Source organism: Phenylobacterium sp. LjRoot219 (genome assembly GCF_964252995.1).
Classification (GTDB): Bacteria; Pseudomonadota; Alphaproteobacteria; order Caulobacterales; family Caulobacteraceae; genus Phenylobacterium.
In genome coordinates, this window is record NZ_CAXUQI020000001.1 from 744216 (window position 1) to 763313 (window position 19098).

The window sequence follows — 19098 nt, forward strand, 5'->3', positions numbered from 1 at the left end:
TGTTTGTCGCTCCAGTCTGCGGCGTTCTTAACCGGGTACAATATGAGGCGTTATCCTGGTATATACGGCGCCATGACCACGGCTTCGAGCGAACAGCGCCGGCTTCTCGGGGCCTTCCTCCGAACGCACCGCGAGCGGCTTGCGCCGCACGCCGCCGGCCTGGCCGCCGGCGGCCGGCGACGGACGCCGGGGCTCCGGCGCGAGGAGGCGGCGCAACTCGCCGGCGTCAGCGTCACCTGGTTCACCTGGCTGGAGCAGGGGCGGGAGGTCTCCGCCTCGCCCGAGGCGCTGGCGCGGGTCGCCGCGGCCCTGCAGCTGACCCGCGCCGAGCGCGCCTATCTGTTCGAGCTGGCCGGCCGCCGCGATCCGGCCGCGCCGGCCAGCGCCGCCGAGGCGCCGCCCGGTCTGGCCGAGGCGGTCGCCCATTTCGAGGGTCCCGCCTATGGGCTCGATCGCTGCTGGAGCGCGGTGTGCTGGAACGCCGCCGCCGAGCGGCTGTTCGCCGGCTGGCTGGGCGGGCCGGAGCGCAACCTGCTGCGCTACCTGTTCCGCGAGCCGCAGGCGCGGCAGCTGATCGTCGACTGGCCGGACCGCGTGCGCCGTGTGATCGCCGAGTTCCGCGCGGACTTCAGCCGCAGCCTGGCCGATCCGCAGATGCGCCGCCTGGTCGAGGACCTGCGCAGCGAGGACGCGCAATTCTTCGCCCTGTGGGACGAACAGGCGGTCCTGGCGCGCGAGGAGGGCGGCGTGCGCCGTTTCGACCATCCGCAGGACGGGCGGCTGACTTTCGAGCAGTTCACCTTCCAGCCGGCGGACCGACCGGACTGCAAACTCGTTCTACTGACGGCGCGGCGCTGATTGCGGCGGATCAAGGCGCGCCGGTCGCCGCCGCGGCAGGATCCGGGCGGCGTCGGGAACGGAGGATCGGAGGCGATGGCGCAGACGCATTCAGGAGGCCGGGCGCCGCTGCGGCAGGCGCTGGCGGGCGCTGCGCTGTTTCTCGTCGGCGCGCTGACGATCGCGGTCCTGATCTACATCAGCAACAGCCAGGAGCCCGGCGCGGTGCAGGCGATGATGGACCTGGGCCTGGCGGGCACGGCGCTGATCTCCGCCATCGCCCAGGGCCTGGTCTTCTGGGGCGGCTGGTTGATCTGGCGGGCCACGCGCCGACGCGCGGGGTGACCCCCAGCGCCCACGGGCCCTCGCACCGGAGAAAAACGCCTCCCCAGTCCGCTTCGCGGACAGCTCCCCCGCTAAAGCGGTGGAGCATCTTGGCGCTCAGATCCTCCACCGCGTAGCGGGGAGGTGGATCCCGCCGAAGGCGGGAGACGGGGGCGTTCGCCGGGCGCTTAGAACTCGCTCCAGCCGCCGTTGGCGACCCGTCGCGGGGCCGCCTCGGCCGCCGGTCTCGCCGGCGGGGCCGCCTCGTAGCTGGCGGCGGCCGGTCGCCCGGAGCCGAGTTCGAAGCGGGCCACGGCGGCGGCCAGCGCGGTCGCCTGCTGCCGCAGCTGCGCCGCCGCGGCGGTGGTCTCCTCGACCATCAGGCCGTGTATTGGATACATGGCCGTTTTACTATCGCTAACTGTATTATGTTCAGGAACCATCTTTCCGAGTGCTTTGTGGGATTCTCGCCTAGCCGTAGGCTCTTAGGCCGGGGGCCGCGGCGCCCTGTCGGCGCGCAGTCAGCATCGCCTGCACCGCCGCCAGCGAAATCGGCTTGTTGGCGTAATCGTCGAAGCCGAGCTGCAAGTAATCCCGCCGGTCGCGCGTCGTGTCGCCAGTGACGGCGACGACCGGCGCCTGCCGGTTGGGCCCGGGGCAGGCGCGCAGCTGTTCGACCGTCTGGATGCCGCTCATGCGCGGCATCTGGATGTCCATCAGCACGACGTCGACGGCCTGCGCACGCAGCAGGTCGAGCGCTTCGTCGCCGCTCGCGGCCTCCAGCCACTGCGCGCCGAGCAACTCCACCATGCGGGCGAGGACCAGTCGGTTGACCGGCTCGTCGTCGACGATCAGCACTTTCAGGCCGCCGCCGGTCCCCTCCGCGGGGCGCATCAGAAGTAATCCCCCTGACGGACGGCTTCTTCATACTCTCGCAAGACTTTCAGCGCGGCGTCCATGCGCCGGCGAAAGTCAGTGAGCAGTTCGTCGTAGTGTCCGTTGAGCAGTCGGGTGTCGACGACGTCGTCGTCGTTCGCCCCGACCAGTCTGAGCGTGTGCATCTTAACCCCACTTATTTTTGCAGGATGATGCCGCGCGGCCGTGAAATACAGATTAACGCTAAGAAGAATATATACTTAATACTTCGTAGACTACGGCGTCCGCCGATCGGTGATCGGCGTGGCCAGGAAAGTCTTCGCCGAGTTCATGTCCAGCGCGTCGGTGATCCGCATCAGCGCGGTGCCGGCGCGGCGGCTGAGCTCCTCCAGCGCCTCCGGATTGTCGTCGGCGATCTCGACCTCATAGATGGCGAGGTAGGGCGGCAGGATGTCCGGCGTGCCGAACTGCGGGGAGACCTCGAAGCGCTGGGCCGAGACCATGCCTTCGACGCGCAGCACGTCGTCGAGATGGGTGCTGTCGTACCAGCTGTTGAACTCGTCCTCGCGCCCGGCTTGCGGCGCGGTGAAGGCGAAGAACAGATGCTTGGCCATCGGGCGGTATCCTCCAGCGACACGTCTTGTTGTTTGCGCCCGACAGGGCGTGGTTCCGAGACCCGTTGTCAGGGCGCGGCCGGCCCCCACATCAGCATTGCTGCGGCGGCGTGGAAAGCAGACACGCACCGAAGCCGCCCCGCTGGCCGTGCCGGCCAGCGGATCCACTTAGAGCGCGTCGGGCGGCGAAACCGGCGTCCACTTTCGCCTGACGCGCTTTGCGGGCGTCGCCACTCCGACAAGCGCGGGATCGATCGGACCCGTGCTCGCACGCGAGGGATAAGGACGGCCTAACGATCGTTCGCCGGAGTAGCGCCCGGCCCGCGCGCCCGCTCACCAGCGGCTGTAGCGCGCGGGCGGGTCGTAGCGCTCGTAGCGGTCGTAAGGCTCCGGCGGGTCGTCGCGGTAGCGCGGGTCTTCCCGATAGACCCGGACGCGGGCGTAGGGGTAGCTGTCCGCCTCGGCCTGCTGGCGGGCGCGTTCGGCTTCGGCCTGGGCGCGCTGGCGTGCGGCGTCCGCGGCGGCGTGCAGCCGTTCGGCCTCGGCCGCGTCGCGCTCGGCGGCGGCCTCGGCGGCCGCCTTCTGCGCCTTGGCGGCGGCCATCTGCTCGTCGGCGAGCGCCTCGGCCCGGGCCTCGGCCTCGTCCCGGGCCCGGGCGTCCTGGCGCGCAGCCTGCTGCGCGCGGAACCGCGCGGCGACCTGGGCGCCGCAGGTGCGCAGGTCCGCGAGGCCCTGTTCCGAGCCCTTCAGGCCCATCTGCACCGGCTCGTCCGCCAGCCAGCCGATCTGCAGCGTCGCGCCCTTGCGCAGGGCCGCCAGGCTGTCGGCGCTGAGCTGGATGGCGGTGCGGCCGTCGGCCTGACGCAGCACGAGGTTGGCGAACGGCTTGTGGTCGACGCGGATCGGCAGGAAGGCGCGCTCCGGGGCGTCGGCCCGGGCGAAGGTCAGCTCCACCTGCGCGCCGTCGGAGATCAGCGCGGCGGAGACGGTGTTTCCGGACAGGCCGACCAATTCGAGTTCGGTGCGGCAGGTCTCGGCGCCGGGCTGGACGACCCAGGCGGGCGGCGCGGGCGCGGCGGCGACGGCGGCCGACACAGTCAGCAGCGCCGCACCGGCGCCCCATAAGAGAGCTTTGATCACGATCGATCCCCCCGAGGCGTCCCTCGCAAAAAGGCTACGTCGCGCGATCAGCGGCGCCTAGTGCGGCGCCGCTGCGAGAGCGGTCGGTCAGTGGCCCCGGCGGCGCGGCGAGAGCAGCGCGCCGAGCACTGCGCCGGCGGCCAGCGCCACCGCGGCCGTGGCGAAGGGGCGGGCCTTCACTTGGGCGGCGGAAAAGCGGCCGAAGGTCTGGCTCTGGCGGGTGACCACGTCGGCCGCGTCGCGGCTGTGGCGCGCCAGGGCGTCGCCGACCGGGCGCACCACGCGAAGCGCGCGCTGCACCGGGGGGAGACGCAGCTCAGGCGGCGCATCTTCGCGGCCGAAGGGATCGTCTCGCATGACCTCTCTCATCCGGTCTCTCCTCCTTGGCGGTCAAGCCACGCTGCCCCAGGCTGGCGACGACTTCGACGTCCCGCAAGCCTAGGTCGAAAACCTTACGAAGACCCTCAGTTCCCTGCGCGGCTGACGGTGGCCGCGGCGGCCTCCGCAGGCGTGCGGTCGATCACGTAGAGCGACACCGGCTCGGCCCCCAGCGCCTCGGCGACATGCCAGTCGCCCGGCTGCTCGGCGGCCATCTTGCCGGCTTCGACGATCTGCTCATCGCCGGTGACCAGATTCGAGACCTTCAGCCGGCCGGAGACCACGAACAGGTAGCGTTCGCCCTCCTGCCGATGCTCGGCCAACTTGCCGCCGGGGGGGAGGGTCTCCTGGCGCATGGCGATGCGCACCGAGTCCGCCGGAGTCTCCGCGGCGGCCGCAGGCGGCGCCGTCAATGGCGAAGCCAGCGGCGCGGCGAGCGCCGGGGCGGACGAAACACAGGCCGCCAGCGCGACCCAGGCCAACAGTCTCATAACGGGACCTCCCACCCTGAGTCCTAGCACGCAGGGCGCCACACGCTTAAGCTTTTGGTAAGCATGTCGGGCGGGCTTGCACGGACGCCTGCGGCCAAGGCATGAGGCGCGGGTGGACGGCTGGCTTCAGACGGCGGGGCTCGCGGGGGCCGGGATCCTGGCCGGCGCCATGAACGCCCTGGCCGGCGGCGGCACCTTCGTGGCCTTTCCGGCGCTGCTCGCCAGCGGCCTGCCCCCGACGGTCGCCAACGCCACCAGCAACGCCGCCCTGCTGCCCGGCGCGGCGGCCAGCGCCTGGACGCTGCGGGGCCATCTGACGCCATTCGGACCGCTGCCAATGCGGGCGATGGTCGGGCTGACCCTGGTCGGCGGGGCGCTGGGCGCCTGGCTGCTGCACCTGACCAGCGAGGCGGCGTTCCGGGCGATCGTGCCCTGGCTGCTGCTGGTCGCCAGCCTGACGCTGACGTTCGGAGCGCAGGCGCGTCGCGCCCTGGAGCATTCCGGTTTCACCCTGCCCGCGGCCGGCGCCGCGACGGTGCAGTTCGCGCTCGGGATCTACGGCGGCTACTTCGGCGGCGCCGTGGGGCTGCTGATGATGGCCACCTGGGTGTTGATCACCGACCTGCCGATTCCCCGCCTGGCGCCGGCGCGCACCCTCTTGCTGGCCTGCGCCAACGCCGCGGCCTGCGTGCTGTTCGCCGCGCTCGGCCTGATCGCCTGGGGCCGCGCCGCGCCGCTGGCTTTGGGCGGCGTCGTGGGCGGCGTGCTGGGCGCACGGCTCGGACTGAAGCTGCCGGCCGTCTGGGTGCGGGCGGTGACGCTGGCGATCAGCTACGTCACCACGGTGGTCTTCTTCTGGCGGGCCTTCAGCTAGCGTCCCGTCTAGGCCTCGCCGAACAGCTGCTCCTGGGCCCGCTCCAGCTCCTTGGCGTAGCGTTTCGAGACATAGACCTCGGCCAGCACGCCGAGCACCTCGCCGGACGGATCGACCACCGCCAGCTCCTCGGTCTGCGCCGCGTCGAAGGCCTGCATCACTTCGGCGATGTTCATCGCCGGCGTCAGGGTGGCGGTCTTGTTCTGCGCCAGCGCCGCGGCCCGTTCGTCGGCCGGGTGGCCCTCGACGTAGGCGGCCGCGGTCGGGGCGATGCCGGCGTAACGGTGCTCGGAGTCCAGCAGCACGACCCGGCTCGGGCCGCCGAGCGGGAAGCGGCGGCGGAACTCGGCCAGGGTGGTGGTCTCGGCGATGGTCGGCACGTCGGTGCGCATCATCCGCCCGGCGGTCAGGCTGCGCACCCAGCCGACGTCGCGGGCGCTGCGGATGGTCTCGCCGCGCAGGTGCAGCCGCCAGGTCGAGAAGGAGTAGCCGAACCGCTCGCGCACCAGGCTGGAAGCCACCAGCGACGCCGCCAGGGTGGCGACGGTCACGCCGAAGTCGTGGGTCGTCTCCAGCACCAGGAAGCTCATGGTCAGCGGCCCGCCGACCACTGCGGTCGCCAGCGCCCCCATGCCGACCAGCGCGGCGCTCTGCGGCAGCAGCGCCGCCGGCAGGTCGGTCATCGCCAGCAGGCGGGCGTAGATCTGCCCCAGCAACGAGCCGAGGAACAGCGAGGCGAAGAACAGGCCGCCGCGGAAGCCGATGCTCAGCGCCAGCACCGAGGCCAGGGTCTTCAGGCACAGGATGCTGGCCAGCGTGACCAGCGGCATGACGAAGATCAGGTCGTGATGCAGCGCGCCGTGGCCGGAGGACAGGGTCTGCGGTTCGATCCAGGCGAGCCCGGCCAGCGCCAGGCCGCCCAGCAGGTAGCGCGCCCAGGCCGGCATCGGCAGCGCCTTGGCGAACTGCTCGCCGCGTGCGACCAGCAGCATCAGCAGGATGCCGAACACGGCGCAGATCACGCCCAGCACCGCGTAGAGCGCATAGGCCGGGACGTCCGGTGTCTGGGTGACGCTGATGTGGATGGCGTAGGAATCCACCCCCAGGGTGTTGGCCGCCACCACTCCGGCGAGGCAGGCGGCGGCGACCGGGGCGATCATCGACGGCGCATAGGAGCCGATCACCACCTCGAAGGCGTAGAAGGCCCCGGTCAGCGGCGCGCCGAAGGCCGCGCCGATCGCCGCGCCGGCCCCGGCCCCGACCAGGGTGCGCAGATCGTGCCGGCGCAGCCGCAGTCGCTGGCCGAGCGACGAGGCCAGCCCGCCGCCGGCTTGAGCGTAGGCCGCCTCCAGCCCGACCGAGGCCCCGAACCCGTTGGAGATCAGCGTCTGGCCGCAGATCACCAGGCTGCCGCGCAGCGACATCCGGCCGCCGTACAGCGAGTTCGCCTCGACGACGTCGATCACCGGCCGCTTCCAGAAGCCGACCAGCCGGGTGTAGCCGGCCAGCACCAGGCCGCCGACCGGCAGCCACAGCAGGCTCCACGGATCGAGGTTGGTCGTCGCGCTGAGCCGGGCCAGCGGGGAGATGCCGAAGAACTGCTCCTGCAGCCCGTGCGCCAGCCGGCTCTGGATCACCGCCAGGACGCCGGCGCCGATGCCGACGGCGATGGCCAGGGCGATGAACCAGGCTTCGCTGGCGCGGAAGCGCGCGCGCAGCCAGGCCAGCGGGCGCGCGGATAGCGTCGGCAGCGGCGCGAGCAGGGACATCGGGTCGCACCTTGCACCGGTTCGCCGGGCGCGGCGACACCCGAGGTCTCGGGGGACGCTGCGGCGCAGCAACAGGCTTAACCAATGCTTAAAACGCGGCGCTTGACCTCGTCGGGGCGGGGGCTTAGGCGCAGCGGCTCCGAAAACCACGGCGGCCACGCTTCATGTACAAGCTGGTGATCTTCGATTTCGACGGCACCCTCGCCGACAGCGCGGGCTGGATGGTCGGGGAGCTGACGCCGCTCGCCGCCCGGTTCGGCTTCCGCCAGGCGTGCGCGACCGAGATCGAGACCCTGCGCGGCTGCGACACGCGGCAGATCCTCAGCCGCCTGGGGGCGCCGGCCTGGCAACTGCCGTTCATCGCCCAGCACCTGCGCCGGCGCGTGGCGCAGGACGCCGAGACCATCCAGCTGTTCCCCGGCGCCAAGGCGCTGCTGCGCCGGCTGGCCGGGCAGGGGGTGGTGCTGGGGCTGGTCAGCTCCAACTCCGCGGCCAACGTGCAGCGCATCCTCGGGCCGGAGGCGGCCGCGCTGATCGAGCACTACGCCTGCGGCGCGCCGCTGTTCGGCAAGGCGGCGCAGTTCCGCCAGGTGGTCCGCCGCGCCCGGATGAAGCCGAGCGACACGCTCTGCATCGGCGACCAGACCGGCGACATCGAGGCCGCGCGCCAGGCCGGGCTCGCCTGCGGCGCGGTCGCCTGGGGCTACGCCCGCCGCGAACTGCTGGCCGAACGCTCGCCGACCTGGCTGTTCGAGACGCCGGACGACGTCGCCACCCGTCTGGCCGCTTGATCGCGCCGACAGGTCATGACAGAGCGACGCCCATGAGCGACACACCTCCCGACCGGCTCTCGACCGACCCGGACAGCCCCTACTACGACGCCGAGGCGCTGGCCCGCAGCGTCGGCGTGCGTTTCCGCGGCGAAGACAAGACCAATGTCGACGAGTACTGCGTGTCGGAGGGCTGGGTGCGCCTGGCGCTCGGCGACAAGCGCGACCGCCGCGGCAAGCAGCTGACGATCAAGCTGACCGGCCCCGTCGAGCCCTACTTCCGCGAAGGCTGACTGCGCCATTCGGTCGCGCCCCTGCGACGCTCAACCTCAGCGCGCGACGGCGCAGAGGATGACATAACTGCGTCATCCTTGGTGGGGGATCAGCCAATGTTCGACCTTACGGTGGTCGCCAAGAGCGGCCGGTGGATGCTTGTCGACGACGAAGACGGCGAGCTGGGCGCGTTCGCCTCGCGCGCCGACGCCCTGCGCGCCGCCGGCGCGGCCTATGAGGGCTATCCCGGCGCGGAGCAGCGCTACGTCCTGATCCGCGAAGAATCCGGCGAGTGGGAAGAGGCGGTCGTCGAGATCCCGCGCCTCCACTAGGCGGGGTTTCTGCCTCCCTCGCGCAGCGGGGGAGCGAGCCGCGGGCAGCGACGCGCCGCTCGGAAAACCAATCGAAACTTAGCGCAGCGGTGCTTAACGCCGTTGATCCGCCGCGTCTGGGGCTTGCCCCCACCACCCCCCGGTCTTCGGCGGGCGGTCCTCCTCCCCCACGCGGGGCGTGAGGGAGGTAAGCCTAGGCCGCATCAACCAGCACCACTTCGGCGTCTTCCAGCGCGGTGATCCGCAGGACCGGCTCGTCCTTGACGGCCGCGCCGTCGCGCGCGTCGAGCCGCACGCCGTTCAGCTCCACCGCGCCGACCGCCGGCACGAGGTAGGCGTGGCGCCCGGCGCCCAGCTCGTACTCGGTCGTCTCGCCCGCCTTCAGCGTTGCGCCGGCGACCCGGCCGTTGGCGCGGATCGGGAGCGCGTCGCCGTCCTCCGGCAGGCCGGAGGCGAGGGTGACGAAGCGCCCGGCGCGGTCGGCCTTCGGGAACGGCCGCGCGCCCCACACCGGCGCGCCGCCCCGCTCGGTCGGCTGGATCCAGATCTGGAAGATCCGGGTGGTCTCCGGCTCGAGGTTGAACTCGGCGTGGCGGATGCCCGAGCCCGCGCTCATCACCTGGACGTCGCCGGCTTCGGTGCGGCCCTCGTTGCCGAGGCTGTCCTGGTGGGTGATCGCCCCCTCGCGCACATAGGTGATGATCTCCATGTCGGCGTGCGGATGCGGCGGGAAGCCGGAGCGCGGCGCGATCTCGTCGTCGTTCCACACCCGCAGGTCGCCCCAGCTGGCCCGCGCAGGGTCGAAGTAGTTGGCGAAGGAGAAGTGGTGGCGGGCCTTCAGCCAGCCATGGTCGGCGCCGCCCAGCGCCGCGAAGGGACGTTTCTCGATCATCTTTCAGATCCTCTCGAGGCGCCCAGCGGCGCCGTTCGAGAGGCAAGATAGTGTTTCAAAATTTCGTGGAAACCGCACTGAGGGCACAAGATTGCTGCCAATCTGGAAGCAATCGGCCGGCCCCCGCGTGCAGCTGCGGCGTCGTGCCGCAGACCCAGCGCGAGGTTGCGTTAACCCGTAGGGCCTAACGCGTCGGTTGAAATATTGTGGTGAGTTGTCGATGTACGAGGTGGTAGAGGCCGCCGGCGAGTGGATCGTCCGGCAGAGCGGGCAGGAGGTCGCGCGCTATGATGCGCAGGCCGCGGCGCTGCAGGCGGTCGCCGAGCGGATGCGCCTGGACGGCGCGCGCGACCGGCCGGTCTCCTTCGGCATGCGCTTTCAGACCCGGCCGCGCTGACGCCGCGCTAGATGCGCATCTCGAAATAGGCGGTTTCGCTGCCGGCCGAGTGGCCGAGCAGGGTGATGCGGAACTGCGTGCCGCTCTCGAGGGTCAGCAGCCCCTCGCCGGCGCGAAAGACGTCTTCTGCGACTTCGGGCGTGGCGCTGAGCGAGCCGCGCAGGCGGGCCGGGCCGGGACGCAGGGTCGAGGGTTCGCCCTGGATCTCGTAGTGGACCGGGCCGCGGAAGCCGCGATAGCGCAGTTCGCCGTCGCCAGGGCAGCAGGGAAGCTTCTTGCGGAGGTGGGCCATCGAGTCTCCTAGAGTGGATCTCTGATAACGGCGCAGCCGTGGGATCGATCCCTGGAGCTTGGCTTTAATCGGCGCGCCTAGGCGGTGGTGCGCCGCATCCGCACGACGCACATCGGGCCTTCCCAAATCTCGACGGCCGGCCAGTCGCGCAGCCGCTCGTGGGCGCGCGCGCGCAGCGCGGCGCGATCGCACTCGTTCACCACCTCGGAGAAAACGGCCTCGCCGGTCTCGTCGATGCCGTAGAGCAGATAATCCGCCACGCGCCCGTCCCCCGTCGCGGAAAAGGTTCCACAGCCTGCGCCGGCGGTCTGCCCAAAAGCCGACAGTCCGCAGGCGTCAAAGCATATTTTCTCGCCAGGGTTGTTTTTTGGTCACGCACGGGCTGCGGCGCGAGCGAGCCCAGCGTCAGCGCAGCAGCCAGAGCCCGAAGCCGGCGGCGATCGCCTGCACCGCCAGGATCAGCCGCAGCCGGCTGGCGAACGGCTCCTTGCGGGTCTTGTGTCGCAGCAGGCGCTGGGCGGCCGCCGCGCCCGGCCCGCCGCCGGCGGCCGCGAGGCTGAGCAGGCGGCGCTCGGGAATGCGCCAGTCGCCGCGCGCCGCCGCGCGCTTGTCGAACGCGAAGGCGGCGAACGTCGCTAGGTTGACGACGGCCAGGTACAGCAACAGCGAGGCGAGCATGTGAAGGGTCGGACCCCGCCCAGGTCGGCGGGGCGCTGCTCAGTTCGAGGCGGTCGGGGCCGGCGCGGCGGCCTGGGTTTCCGGCGCGACCTCGGTCTCGGCGTTCACCTTGAGCGAGGCGCCCAGCAGCGTCGAGCGCTTCTCCAGCGTCGCGGCCACGGCGGGACAGCGCGCCGGCAGGCTCCAGCTCATCCATTCCTGGGCGAGCCGCGCCTTGCTGACCTGCGGCCCGGCCATCCACACCGCCCGGCCGCGGTTCACGGCTGCGGCGCCGGCGGCGTTGATCGGCTGCAGGCTGGCCTTCTCGGCGGCGACCAGCGCGGCCTTGAAGCGTTCGAGGTCCTTTTGCCCCTGGCGCTGCTGGGTCGCGTAGACCTTGAGGTCGTCGGCGAGGTTGGCGCCCGGCCGGCTCCAGGTCGACTCAATCCGCGTCACCTCCGGCATCACCTGGTCGTGCAGGTCGAGATAGCCGGACAGCACGCCGTAGCACCAGGCGACGAACGGGTAGTCCTCGCGCGGCGCGCCGGTGGGCACGGCCAGATGGGTCGGGTCAGCCGCGACCTCGGCCGCGGGCGAGACCGCCTCCTGAACAGCGGGGGTGTCGGCGAGCAACAGGCCGGCGGCGAGCGCGAGCGAAATCATGCGGCGGTGAACCTCAAGTGTAAGCCTGACTATTCAACGCGTCTGCGGCCGATCCGAACCCGCCGCCTCCCGGCGTCTCGATCTCGATCGCATCGCCCGGCCGCACCTCGACCGAGAAACAGCCTGCCAATGGTGTAGCCGTCCCGTCCGGGCTGAGCAAACGCTGGCTCCCCGGACGGCCGGGCCCGCCGCCCGCCAAGCCCTGCGGGGCATGCGTCCGGCGTGAGGCGAGCAGCGCCGCGGACATCGACGCGAGGAAGCGGATCCGCCGCACCACCCCGTCGCCGCCGCGTCGCGCGCCGGCTCCGCCGGAGCCGCGACGGATGTGGAAGGTCTCGACCCGCACCGGAAAGCGCCGCTCGAGGATCTCCGGATCGGTCAGCCGCGAGTTGGTCATGTGGCTGTGGACCGCGTCGCACCCGTCCGCCGTGGCGGTGGCGCCGGCCCCGCCGCAGAGGGTCTCGTAGTACTGCCGCGCCTCGTCGCCGAAGGTGAAGTTGTTCATCGTGCCCTGGGCGTTGGCCATCACCCCCAGCGCCGCATAGAGGGCGTCGACGACGTGCTGGCTGGTCTCGACGTTGCCGGCGACCACGGCGGCCGGCGGGCGCGGGTTCAGCAGCGAGCCCTCGCGGGTGCGGATCTCCAGCGGCTGCAGGCAGCCGGCGTTCAGCGGGATGTCGTCGTCGACCAGGGTGCGGAAGACGTAGAGCGCGGCGGCGTCGACGATCGCCGACGGGGCGTTGAAATTGCTGTCCAGCTGATCCGACGAGGCGGTGAAGTCGAGGGTGGCGCGGCCGGCGGCGGCGTCCACCTCGGTGCGCACGACGATCTCGCCGCCGGCGTCGAGCGGGGCGCGGCCGGCGCCGTCCGCCAGCCGGCCGAGCGCGCGGCGCACCGCGGCGGCGGCGTTGTCCTGTACGAAGCCCATGTAGCGGTCGACGGTCTCCCCGCCGAAGCCCTCGATCATCGCCCGCACCGCCGCGGCGCCAGCCTGGCAGGCGGCGATCTGCGCCTTCAGGTCAGCGAGGTTGCGCTCCGGCGCGCGCGCCGGCCAGCGCCCGGCGGCCAGCGCCGCCCGGGTCTCCGCCTCGAGGAACCGGCCGCCGCGCATGATCGGCAAGGCGTCGAGCAGCACGCCCTCGTCCTCGATGCTGCGCGAGAACGGCGGCATCGACCCCGGCTGCATCCCGCCGACGTCGGCGTGATGGCCCCGCGCGGCGACGTAGAAGGCGGGGAAGGCGCCCGTCTCCACAAACACCGGCATGACCACGGTGATGTCCGGCAGGTGGGTGCCGCCGGCGTAGGGGTTGTTCAGCGCGAAGGCCTCGCCGGGACGCAGTTCGGGATGGCGGTCGCGCACGGCGCGCACGCTGGCCCCCATCGAGCCCAGGTGCACCGGCATGTGCGGGGCGTTGGCCACCAGCCCGCCGTCGACGTCAAACAAGGCGCAGGAGAAATCGAGCCGCTCCTTGATGTTGACCGAATGGGCGGTGCGCTCCAGCGCCGCGCCCATCGCCTCGGCCACGCCCATGAAGCGGCGGTTGAACAGCTCCAGGGTGACCGGGTCGGGACGCGTCAGGTCGGTCGCCTGCACCGCTGCCGCGCCGGTGCGGCGCAGTCGGATCAGCCCGTCGGCCTCGGCTTCCGCGCGCCAGCCGGGCAGCACGGCGATCTGGGTGTCGCGACGGACGATCAGCGCCGGGCCGTCGGCTTGCCGCAGCGCATCCGCGTCGATGAGCGGCGCATCACGCCACGCCCCGCCGGCAAACACCTTCACCCGCTCGTCCCCGCGAAAGCGGGGATCCAGGCTCTTTTGTTCGTCAGCAGCGTCGGCAGGCAAAACGCCTGGGCCCCCGCTTTCGCGGGGGAGAGCGGAGGTGGAGATCGCCTCCGCCTCCACCGCGGCGATCAGGATCGTCCGCTGCGGCTCGACGAAGCCGAACAGCCGCTGGTGGGCGGCTTCGAAGGCCGCGCGCACCGCGGGCTCCGCGTCCGGGACGACCGGCAATTCGGCATCGGCGCCGTCGTAGCGCAGGCGCAGCGTCCGGCGCACCGTGGAGGCCGCGCCGCCCTGCTCGGCCAGCGCCGCGCGGGCTGCGGCCTCGACCGTGGCCAGCCGGCGCTCGGCGGCGGCGAGGCCGGCGGCGTCCAGCGGCGCCTCCAGCCCGGCTTGGCGCAGCGCGCTCAGCTGCGCTTCGCCGATGCCCCAGGCCGACAGCACGCTGCCCTGCCGCGGGCAGAGCACTTCGCCGACACCGAGGGCTTCGGCGGTGGCGCAGGCGACCTGGCCGGCGGCGCCGCCGAACGCGGTCAGCACGTGCTCGCGCGGGTCGAAGCCGCGCTCGGTGGAGATCCGCCGCACCGCCTGGGCCATCTGCTCGACGGCGACGGCGACGAAGCCTTCGGCGGCGGCCTCGACGCTGGGCGCGCCCATCGCCTGCGCCAGCGCCGCCAGCCGGGTGCGCGCCGCCGCGGCGTCGAGCGGCTGGTCGCCATTCGGTCCGAACACCGCCGGAAAGGCGGTCGCATCGAGTCTGCCGAGCACCAGGTTGGCGTCGGTCACCGTCGCCGGCCCGCCGCGGCCGTAGCAGGCGGGGCCGGGGTCGGCGCCGGCGCTGGCCGGGCCGGCCCGGGCGCGCAGGCCGTCGAAGGCGAGGATCGAACCGCCGCCGGCGGCCACCGTCTCGACGTCGAGCATCGGGCTGCGCAGCCGCACGCCGGCGACCTTCGCGGAATCCCGGCGCTCAAGCTGCCCGGCGAAGCGGCAGACGTCGGTCGAGGTGCCGCCCATGTCGAAGCCGAGCGCCGCCGCAGCCCCGGCGCGCCGCGCCGTCTCGGCGACGCCGACCACCCCGCCGGCCGGACCGGAGACCACCGCGTCGCGGCCGCGGAACGCCTCGGCCCGCACCAGACCGCCGGCCGAAGTCATGAAGTAGAGCGGCGCGCCGGCGACCGCCTCGGCGACCCTCCGGACGTAGGCCTGCAGCACTGGCGTCAGATAGGCGTCGGCGACGGTGGTCTCGGCGCGCGGCAGGAACCGCGGCAGCGGCGAGACTTCGTGGCTCAGGGCGACGAAGGAAAAGCCGGCCGCGCGCGCGAGGGCGCCGGCGGCGAACTCATGCGCCGGGTTCAGGTCGGAGTGCAGGAAGGCGATGGCGCAGGACCGGAAGCCCTCGGCGACCGCGGCTTGCAGGCGCGCGCGCAGCGCCGCGGCGTCGAGCGGCTGCACGACCGCGCCGTCCGCGCCCAGCCGTTCGTCGGCCTCGACGACGCCGGCGTAGAGCGGCGCGGGGCGGCGGATCTCCAGCGCGAACAGCTCCGGGCGTGACTGGTCGCCGATCACCAGGGCGTCGGCGAACCCGGCGGTGGTGACGAACAGGGTCTTGGCCCCGGCGCGCTCGAGCAGCGCGTTGGTGGCGACCGTGGTGCCCATGCGGATCATCGTCACCCGCTCGGCCGGGAACGGTTGGCCGGGTGCGGCGCTCAGGATCCGCCGCATGCCTTCGACCGCGGCGTCGGCGTAGGCCGGGGAGGAGGACAACAGCTTGAGCGAGGTTTCCCGCCCGTCCGACGCATGGCCGATCACGTCGGTGAAGGTCCCGCCGCGGTCGATGGCGAAACTCCAGGCGATGTCCAAAACTTAATGTCTCCCAACAGTGGTGTCGTTGTATTGCAGTTCGAGGCGTCTTAAGGGCTGTTCCACCTAACTCCGATGAGCTTCTGGCGCAAAATAGCGGGCCTGGCGGTCCGAAATCTTGACGAGGCGGACTGTCCAGTCTGCCCGCCCGGCTTGCCGGGTGAAGATCCGGCCTTCACCACGGCGGTCACGGCGCTCGGCGCCAAGCTCGCCAAGGCCGACGGCCAGGCCCACGCCGTGGAATATGAGGCCTTCGCCGGCGTGTTCCAGCCGGAGGACGGCAGCCAAGGCAATGTGCGGCGTCTCTTCCATCTCGCGCGCCAGACCACCCGCGGCTTCGAAAGCTACGCCCGCCGGCTGGCCAAGCGCTACCGGCATTGCCCGCAGTTGCTCGAAGACGTCGTCGACGGACTGTTCTTCGTCGCGACCTCCGACGGCGTGCTGACCGCCGACGAGCTGGCCTATCTCGAGCGGGTCTCGGAGCTGTTCGGCCAGAGCCCGCTGACCTTCCGCCGGCTGAAGGCCACCCACCTCGGCCTGGAGCGCCACGATCCCTATGCGGTGCTCGGCGTACTGCACGACGCGAGCGACGCGGAGGTCCGCGTCGCCTGGAAGGCGCAGCTCTCCGAGGCCCACCCCGACCGGGCCCGGGCGCGCGGCTTGCCGAACGAATTCATCGAGGTGGCCGAGGCGAAGGCCGCGTCGATCAACGCCGCCTTCGACACGGTGATGCGCGAGCGCCGGACCTTGGCGATGCCGGGGGCGGCATAGTCGCCCATCCGACATTTCAACCATCATCTCTGGTTGACGTTAGTCGCTTGTGGACCAAAATGTTTCCACAGCCCGCGCCAGGGCTGAATTGAGGACGCCATGGTGAAAGAATTCGCCGCCCGGCAAGGATCCGCGCTCCGCAGCCTGGTGGCTGTCGGCGGCACGCTGGCTACGGCCGCGGCGGTGGTGGTCGGTGCGGTGATGGCGGTGTTCGCCGCCGCGACGGTGGCGGTCATCGCGGTGATGGCGAGCGCGCTCCTGGCCTTCGCCGGCCTGGCGCTGCGCGCGCGCCGCACGGCGCACGCGCGCCGCAAGAAGACCGATCTGATCGAGGCCCGGCACCTCGGCGGCCATCACTGGGTCGCCTACGGCTGGAACGAGCGCAGCTAAGGCGCTCACCGCCCGTTCGGTCACCGCCCGGCTGGTCCGGGCGACCTATCCCCATGCCTTTCCACAACAGCTGAGGCCTCAGGCTGGATGGCCCGGGCGAGCCGGGCTATGCCGTGTGTGCTTGAGCCCGCCCGTCGCCACCTCTAGCGTTCGCCTCAAAGAACGTGGGAGGACGGCATGATCAGCGTAGTGACCAGCGTCAGGATCCAGGACGGCAAGGGCGCGGCGTTCGAGCGGCTGTTCCTGCGCATGGCCGCGAAGGTGAAGGCCAACGAGCCCGGGGTGCTGGTCTATCAGCTGACCCGGAGCCGGACCGAACCGAACGGCTATAAGATGATCGAGTTCTACCGCGATCAGGCCGCCTTCGAGGCGCACGCCGCCGCCGACTACTTCCAGGCCTCGATGGGCGACCTCGCCAGCCTGATCGCCGCCGAGCCGCAGGTCGAATTCCTCGATCCGGTCGAGTAGGCCCCAGGCCGCAATACAGCACATCATCCCGCGGGGTGACGGACGTGAGCGGCCTAGTTCCGCTTGGGGATCACCACCGGCAGCCGCTCGTAGCCTTTGACGAAGGCCGAATAGACGTGGGTCGGCGGGCCGGTGACTTCGATCTTCGGGAAGCGCTTGAGGATTTCTTCCCAGATGATCTTCAGCTGCAGCTCGGCCAGGCGGTTGCCGACGCAGCGGTGGATGCCGAAGCCGAACGACAGGTGCTGGCGCACCCGCGGCCGCTCGATCCAGAAGTCGTCGGGCCGTTCGATGACGGTCTCGTCGCGGTTGCCGGAGACGTACCACATGGCGACCTTCTCGCCCTTGCGGATCAGCTTGCCGCCGAGCTCGACGTCGCGGGTCGCGGTGCGGCGCATGTAGGCGAGCGGCGTCTGCCAGCGGATCGTCTCGGAGACCATCGCCGGGATCAGCCCGTGGTCGGCACGCAGCAGGCGGTCCTGCTCCGGGTTCTGGCTCAGCGCCAGCACCGAGCCGGTGATGGTGTTGCGTGTGGTGTCGTTGCCGCCGACGATCAGCAGCACCAGGTTCCCGAGATACTCCATGCGGTCCATGTTCCGCGTCGCCTCGCCGTGCGCGAGCATGGAGATCAGGTCGGGCTTGGGCGGGGCGTTCACCCGCTCGTTCCACAGCTGGCCGAAGTAGCCGACGCACTCGAACAGCTCTTGCTTGCGCTGCTCCTCGCCGCGGCCCGGCTCGAACACCGGGCTGTTCGGCGGCGCGGTCGCCACGTCCGACCAGCGGCTCAGCTTGCGCCGGTCGGCCTGCGGAAAGTCGAACAGGGTCGCCAGCGTCATGCTGGTCAGTTCGATCGAGACCTTGTCGACCCAGTCGAACTCCTCGCCGATCGGCAGCTCGTCGAGGATCGTGCCGGCGCGCTCGCGGATCAGCGGCTCGAGGTGGGCGAGGTTCGGCCCGGAGACGATCGGCGCAATGGTCTTGCGCTGCTGCTCATGCCGCGGCGGGTCCATGGCGATGAACATCGGCAACTGGAAGTCGGCCGGCGGATCGGGCAGGGCGATCGCCGGCTCGGACGAGAAGCTCTCGTGGTCGGTGTCGACGGCGACGATGTCGTTGTAGCGGGTGACCGACCAGTAGCCGCCGACCGCCTCGACCGGCGAGACCGACCAGTGAACCGGGTCTTCCTTCCGCAGCCGCTCGAAGTAGGGCCAGAAGCTGTTGGTGCGGAACAGCTCCGGATTGGCCGGATTGATCGCTTCCAGCGGCATCGCATAGGCCGCTTCGCGCGCAGCAAGTTTCGGGTCTAGAGCGCCGTCGTCCATGGCGGTGCGTCTGGCGCAAGGAAGCCGAAGAGTCCAGACCGGGCGCTCAGCCGTTGAAGTTGAGCTTCAACCCGGGGCGCGGCCAACGCGCCTTGTACAGCCGCCCCGACATCGAGCCGGTGATCCAGGCGTCGCGCATGTCCGGCCCGCCGAAGCAGATGTTGGTGGTCATCAGGTCCGGCGCGCGGACCAGCTCGGTCGTCCCGTCCGGATCGAAGACGGTGATCCCGCTGTCGCCGATGGTCGCCGCACAGACCTTGCCGCTCGCCTCGACCGCCAGGCTGTCCAACGCCTGCAGTCCGGGCAGGCCGGCGACCAGCCGGCCGGGCAGGTGGCGCTCCTGCGGCGTCAGCACGCCAGGCTCGACCACGTCGAGGGCCCACAGTCGCCCGGTCTCGGTGTCGGCCAGATAGACCACCGTCTCGTCGGGCGAGAGGCCGACGCCGTTCGGCGACTGTAGCCGGCGACGCTGCCGGCTGATGCGCGAGCCGTCGGGCCGGGCGTAGTAGAGCGCGCCGTAGAGCCGGGCCTCGTCGGTCGAGCGGCCATGGTCGCTGAACCAGAGCCCGCCCTGGCGGTCGAACACCAGGTCGTTCGGCGTGATCAGCCGGACGCCGTCGCAGGCCTCGTAGACGGTCGTGAGTTCGCCGCTCGTCAGGTCGTAGCGCTGGATGGAGCCGCCCTGATACTGGTCCGGATAGAAGAAGGCGCCGCCGTTGTTGGCGATCCAGATCGCTCCGTCCGGCCCGACCGCCGCGCCGTTCGGCCCGCCGCCGGTCTCGACCACCACTTCCTTGCGCCCGTCGGGGAAAACCCGCGTCAGCCGCTGCGCCTTGACCTCGACGACGATCACCGAGCCGTCGGCCATCGCCACCGGTCCCTCGGGGAACTCCAGCCCCTCGCAGACGACCGCCATCTCCATCGCGCGCCT

26 protein-coding genes are annotated in these 19098 nt (G+C 71.5%); 10 read left to right on the top strand and 16 right to left on the bottom strand.

Annotated features, from left to right (window positions below):
- The first annotated feature begins 72 nt into the window (after window positions 1-72).
- Together ACSQ14_RS03655 and ACSQ14_RS03660 are read left to right on the top strand one after the other, a co-directional pair.
- Complete coding sequence (locus ACSQ14_RS03655) at window positions 73-858, top strand: helix-turn-helix transcriptional regulator (RefSeq protein ID WP_436009829.1); 786 nt, start codon at window positions 73-75, stop codon at window positions 856-858.
- A 75-nt stretch (window positions 859-933) separates the two neighbouring features.
- The gene (locus ACSQ14_RS03660) at window positions 934-1182 is read left to right on the top strand and encodes a hypothetical protein (protein WP_436009831.1); all 249 of its coding nucleotides are present in this window, start codon (window positions 934-936) and stop codon (window positions 1180-1182) included.
- 167 nt (window positions 1183-1349) lie between these two features.
- Here ACSQ14_RS03660 and ACSQ14_RS03665 read toward each other — a convergent pair whose 3' ends face one another.
- The 7 genes from ACSQ14_RS03665 to ACSQ14_RS03695 all read right to left on the bottom strand — a co-directional run bounded on the left by ACSQ14_RS03665 (window position 1350) and on the right by ACSQ14_RS03695 (window position 4660).
- A complete protein-coding gene (locus ACSQ14_RS03665; RefSeq protein ID WP_436009833.1) occupies window positions 1350-1562 on the bottom strand; it encodes a hypothetical protein in 213 nt (70 codons plus the stop codon).
- Between the two features lie 70 nt (window positions 1563-1632).
- Window positions 1633-2055 carry a response regulator gene (locus tag ACSQ14_RS03670; RefSeq protein ID WP_436009835.1) on the bottom strand — a complete coding sequence of 141 codons (423 nt, stop codon included), beginning with the start codon at window positions 2053-2055 and terminating at the stop codon, window positions 1633-1635.
- Window positions 2055-2222 carry a hypothetical protein gene (locus tag ACSQ14_RS03675; RefSeq protein ID WP_436009837.1) on the bottom strand — a complete coding sequence of 56 codons (168 nt, stop codon included), beginning with the start codon at window positions 2220-2222 and terminating at the stop codon, window positions 2055-2057. The genes ACSQ14_RS03670 and ACSQ14_RS03675 overlap by 1 nt, the downstream gene beginning before the upstream one ends.
- A 90-nt stretch (window positions 2223-2312) precedes the next feature.
- Window positions 2313-2651, bottom strand: coding sequence for a hypothetical protein (locus ACSQ14_RS03680; RefSeq protein WP_436009839.1), 339 nt, complete (start codon window positions 2649-2651; stop codon window positions 2313-2315).
- A gap of 333 nt (window positions 2652-2984) precedes the next feature.
- Complete coding sequence (locus ACSQ14_RS03685) at window positions 2985-3791, bottom strand: hypothetical protein (RefSeq protein ID WP_436009841.1); 807 nt, start codon at window positions 3789-3791, stop codon at window positions 2985-2987.
- Window positions 3792-3878: 87 nt separating this feature from the next.
- Complete coding sequence (locus ACSQ14_RS03690; RefSeq protein ID WP_436009843.1) at window positions 3879-4148, bottom strand: hypothetical protein; 270 nt, start codon at window positions 4146-4148, stop codon at window positions 3879-3881.
- A 107-nt stretch (window positions 4149-4255) separates the two neighbouring features.
- Entirely contained in the window at window positions 4256-4660 is a 405-nt protein-coding gene (locus ACSQ14_RS03695; RefSeq protein ID WP_436009845.1) for a cupin domain-containing protein, read from the bottom strand.
- A gap of 112 nt (window positions 4661-4772) precedes the next feature.
- Between ACSQ14_RS03695 and ACSQ14_RS03700 the strand changes: the two genes are divergently transcribed.
- Complete coding sequence (locus ACSQ14_RS03700; RefSeq protein WP_436009847.1) at window positions 4773-5534, top strand: sulfite exporter TauE/SafE family protein; 762 nt, start codon at window positions 4773-4775, stop codon at window positions 5532-5534.
- Window positions 5535-5542: 8 nt separating this feature from the next.
- Here the strand turns inward: ACSQ14_RS03700 and ACSQ14_RS03705 are convergent, their stop codons facing one another.
- Window positions 5543-7303 (bottom strand): chloride channel protein, encoded by a 1761-nt coding sequence (locus ACSQ14_RS03705; RefSeq protein WP_436009849.1) that lies wholly within the window; start codon window positions 7301-7303, stop codon window positions 5543-5545.
- 164 nt (window positions 7304-7467) lie between these two features.
- Between ACSQ14_RS03705 and ACSQ14_RS03710 the strand changes: the two genes are divergently transcribed.
- The 3 genes from ACSQ14_RS03710 to ACSQ14_RS03720 all read left to right on the top strand — a co-directional run bounded on the left by ACSQ14_RS03710 (window position 7468) and on the right by ACSQ14_RS03720 (window position 8678).
- A complete protein-coding gene (locus ACSQ14_RS03710; protein WP_436009851.1) occupies window positions 7468-8094 on the top strand; it encodes an HAD hydrolase-like protein in 627 nt (208 codons plus the stop codon).
- Window positions 8095-8126: 32 nt separating this feature from the next.
- Window positions 8127-8366 (top strand): DUF3297 family protein, encoded by a 240-nt coding sequence (locus ACSQ14_RS03715; protein WP_436009853.1) that lies wholly within the window; start codon window positions 8127-8129, stop codon window positions 8364-8366.
- A gap of 96 nt (window positions 8367-8462) precedes the next feature.
- On the top strand, window positions 8463-8678 hold the full coding sequence (locus ACSQ14_RS03720) for a hypothetical protein (protein WP_436009855.1): 216 nt from the start codon (window positions 8463-8465) through the stop codon (window positions 8676-8678).
- 193 nt (window positions 8679-8871) lie between these two features.
- Here ACSQ14_RS03720 and ACSQ14_RS03725 read toward each other — a convergent pair whose 3' ends face one another.
- Entirely contained in the window at window positions 8872-9570 is a 699-nt protein-coding gene (locus ACSQ14_RS03725; protein WP_436009857.1) for a pirin family protein, read from the bottom strand.
- A gap of 220 nt (window positions 9571-9790) precedes the next feature.
- On the opposite strand from ACSQ14_RS03725, the gene ACSQ14_RS03730 reads away from it, so the two are divergent.
- A complete protein-coding gene (locus tag ACSQ14_RS03730; RefSeq protein ID WP_436009859.1) occupies window positions 9791-9967 on the top strand; it encodes a hypothetical protein in 177 nt (58 codons plus the stop codon).
- Window positions 9968-9974: 7 nt separating this feature from the next.
- Here ACSQ14_RS03730 and ACSQ14_RS03735 read toward each other — a convergent pair whose 3' ends face one another.
- The 5 genes from ACSQ14_RS03735 to ACSQ14_RS03755 all read right to left on the bottom strand — a co-directional run bounded on the left by ACSQ14_RS03735 (window position 9975) and on the right by ACSQ14_RS03755 (window position 15216).
- On the bottom strand, window positions 9975-10259 hold the full coding sequence (locus ACSQ14_RS03735) for a hypothetical protein (RefSeq protein WP_436009861.1): 285 nt from the start codon (window positions 10257-10259) through the stop codon (window positions 9975-9977).
- A 77-nt stretch (window positions 10260-10336) separates the two neighbouring features.
- Window positions 10337-10519, bottom strand: coding sequence for a hypothetical protein (locus tag ACSQ14_RS03740; protein ID WP_436009863.1), 183 nt, complete (start codon window positions 10517-10519; stop codon window positions 10337-10339).
- A gap of 145 nt (window positions 10520-10664) precedes the next feature.
- Window positions 10665-10937, bottom strand: coding sequence for a DUF1294 domain-containing protein (locus tag ACSQ14_RS03745; protein WP_436009865.1), 273 nt, complete (start codon window positions 10935-10937; stop codon window positions 10665-10667).
- Between the two features lie 39 nt (window positions 10938-10976).
- Complete coding sequence (locus ACSQ14_RS03750; protein ID WP_436009867.1) at window positions 10977-11579, bottom strand: hypothetical protein; 603 nt, start codon at window positions 11577-11579, stop codon at window positions 10977-10979.
- Window positions 11580-11592: 13 nt separating this feature from the next.
- Complete coding sequence (locus tag ACSQ14_RS03755) at window positions 11593-15216, bottom strand: hydantoinase B/oxoprolinase family protein (RefSeq protein WP_436009869.1); 3624 nt, start codon at window positions 15214-15216, stop codon at window positions 11593-11595.
- Window positions 15217-15291: 75 nt separating this feature from the next.
- Here ACSQ14_RS03755 and ACSQ14_RS03760 point away from each other — a divergent pair, with 75 nt between their 5' ends.
- The 3 genes from ACSQ14_RS03760 (at window position 15292) to ACSQ14_RS03770 (ending at window position 16845) form a co-directional block, all read left to right on the top strand.
- Window positions 15292-15987 (top strand): TerB family tellurite resistance protein, encoded by a 696-nt coding sequence (locus ACSQ14_RS03760; protein ID WP_436009871.1) that lies wholly within the window; start codon window positions 15292-15294, stop codon window positions 15985-15987.
- Between the two features lie 99 nt (window positions 15988-16086).
- Complete coding sequence (locus tag ACSQ14_RS03765) at window positions 16087-16377, top strand: hypothetical protein (RefSeq protein ID WP_436009873.1); 291 nt, start codon at window positions 16087-16089, stop codon at window positions 16375-16377.
- A 177-nt stretch (window positions 16378-16554) separates the two neighbouring features.
- A complete protein-coding gene (locus tag ACSQ14_RS03770) occupies window positions 16555-16845 on the top strand; it encodes a putative quinol monooxygenase (RefSeq protein ID WP_436009875.1) in 291 nt (96 codons plus the stop codon).
- Window positions 16846-16898: 53 nt separating this feature from the next.
- Here the strand turns inward: ACSQ14_RS03770 and ACSQ14_RS03775 are convergent, their stop codons facing one another.
- Window positions 16899-18167 (bottom strand): cytochrome P450, encoded by a 1269-nt coding sequence (locus ACSQ14_RS03775; protein WP_436009877.1) that lies wholly within the window; start codon window positions 18165-18167, stop codon window positions 16899-16901.
- A gap of 46 nt (window positions 18168-18213) precedes the next feature.
- The gene (locus ACSQ14_RS03780) at window positions 18214-19089 is read right to left on the bottom strand and encodes an SMP-30/gluconolactonase/LRE family protein (protein WP_436009879.1); all 876 of its coding nucleotides are present in this window, start codon (window positions 19087-19089) and stop codon (window positions 18214-18216) included.
- Between the last annotated feature and the right edge of the window lie 9 nt (window positions 19090-19098).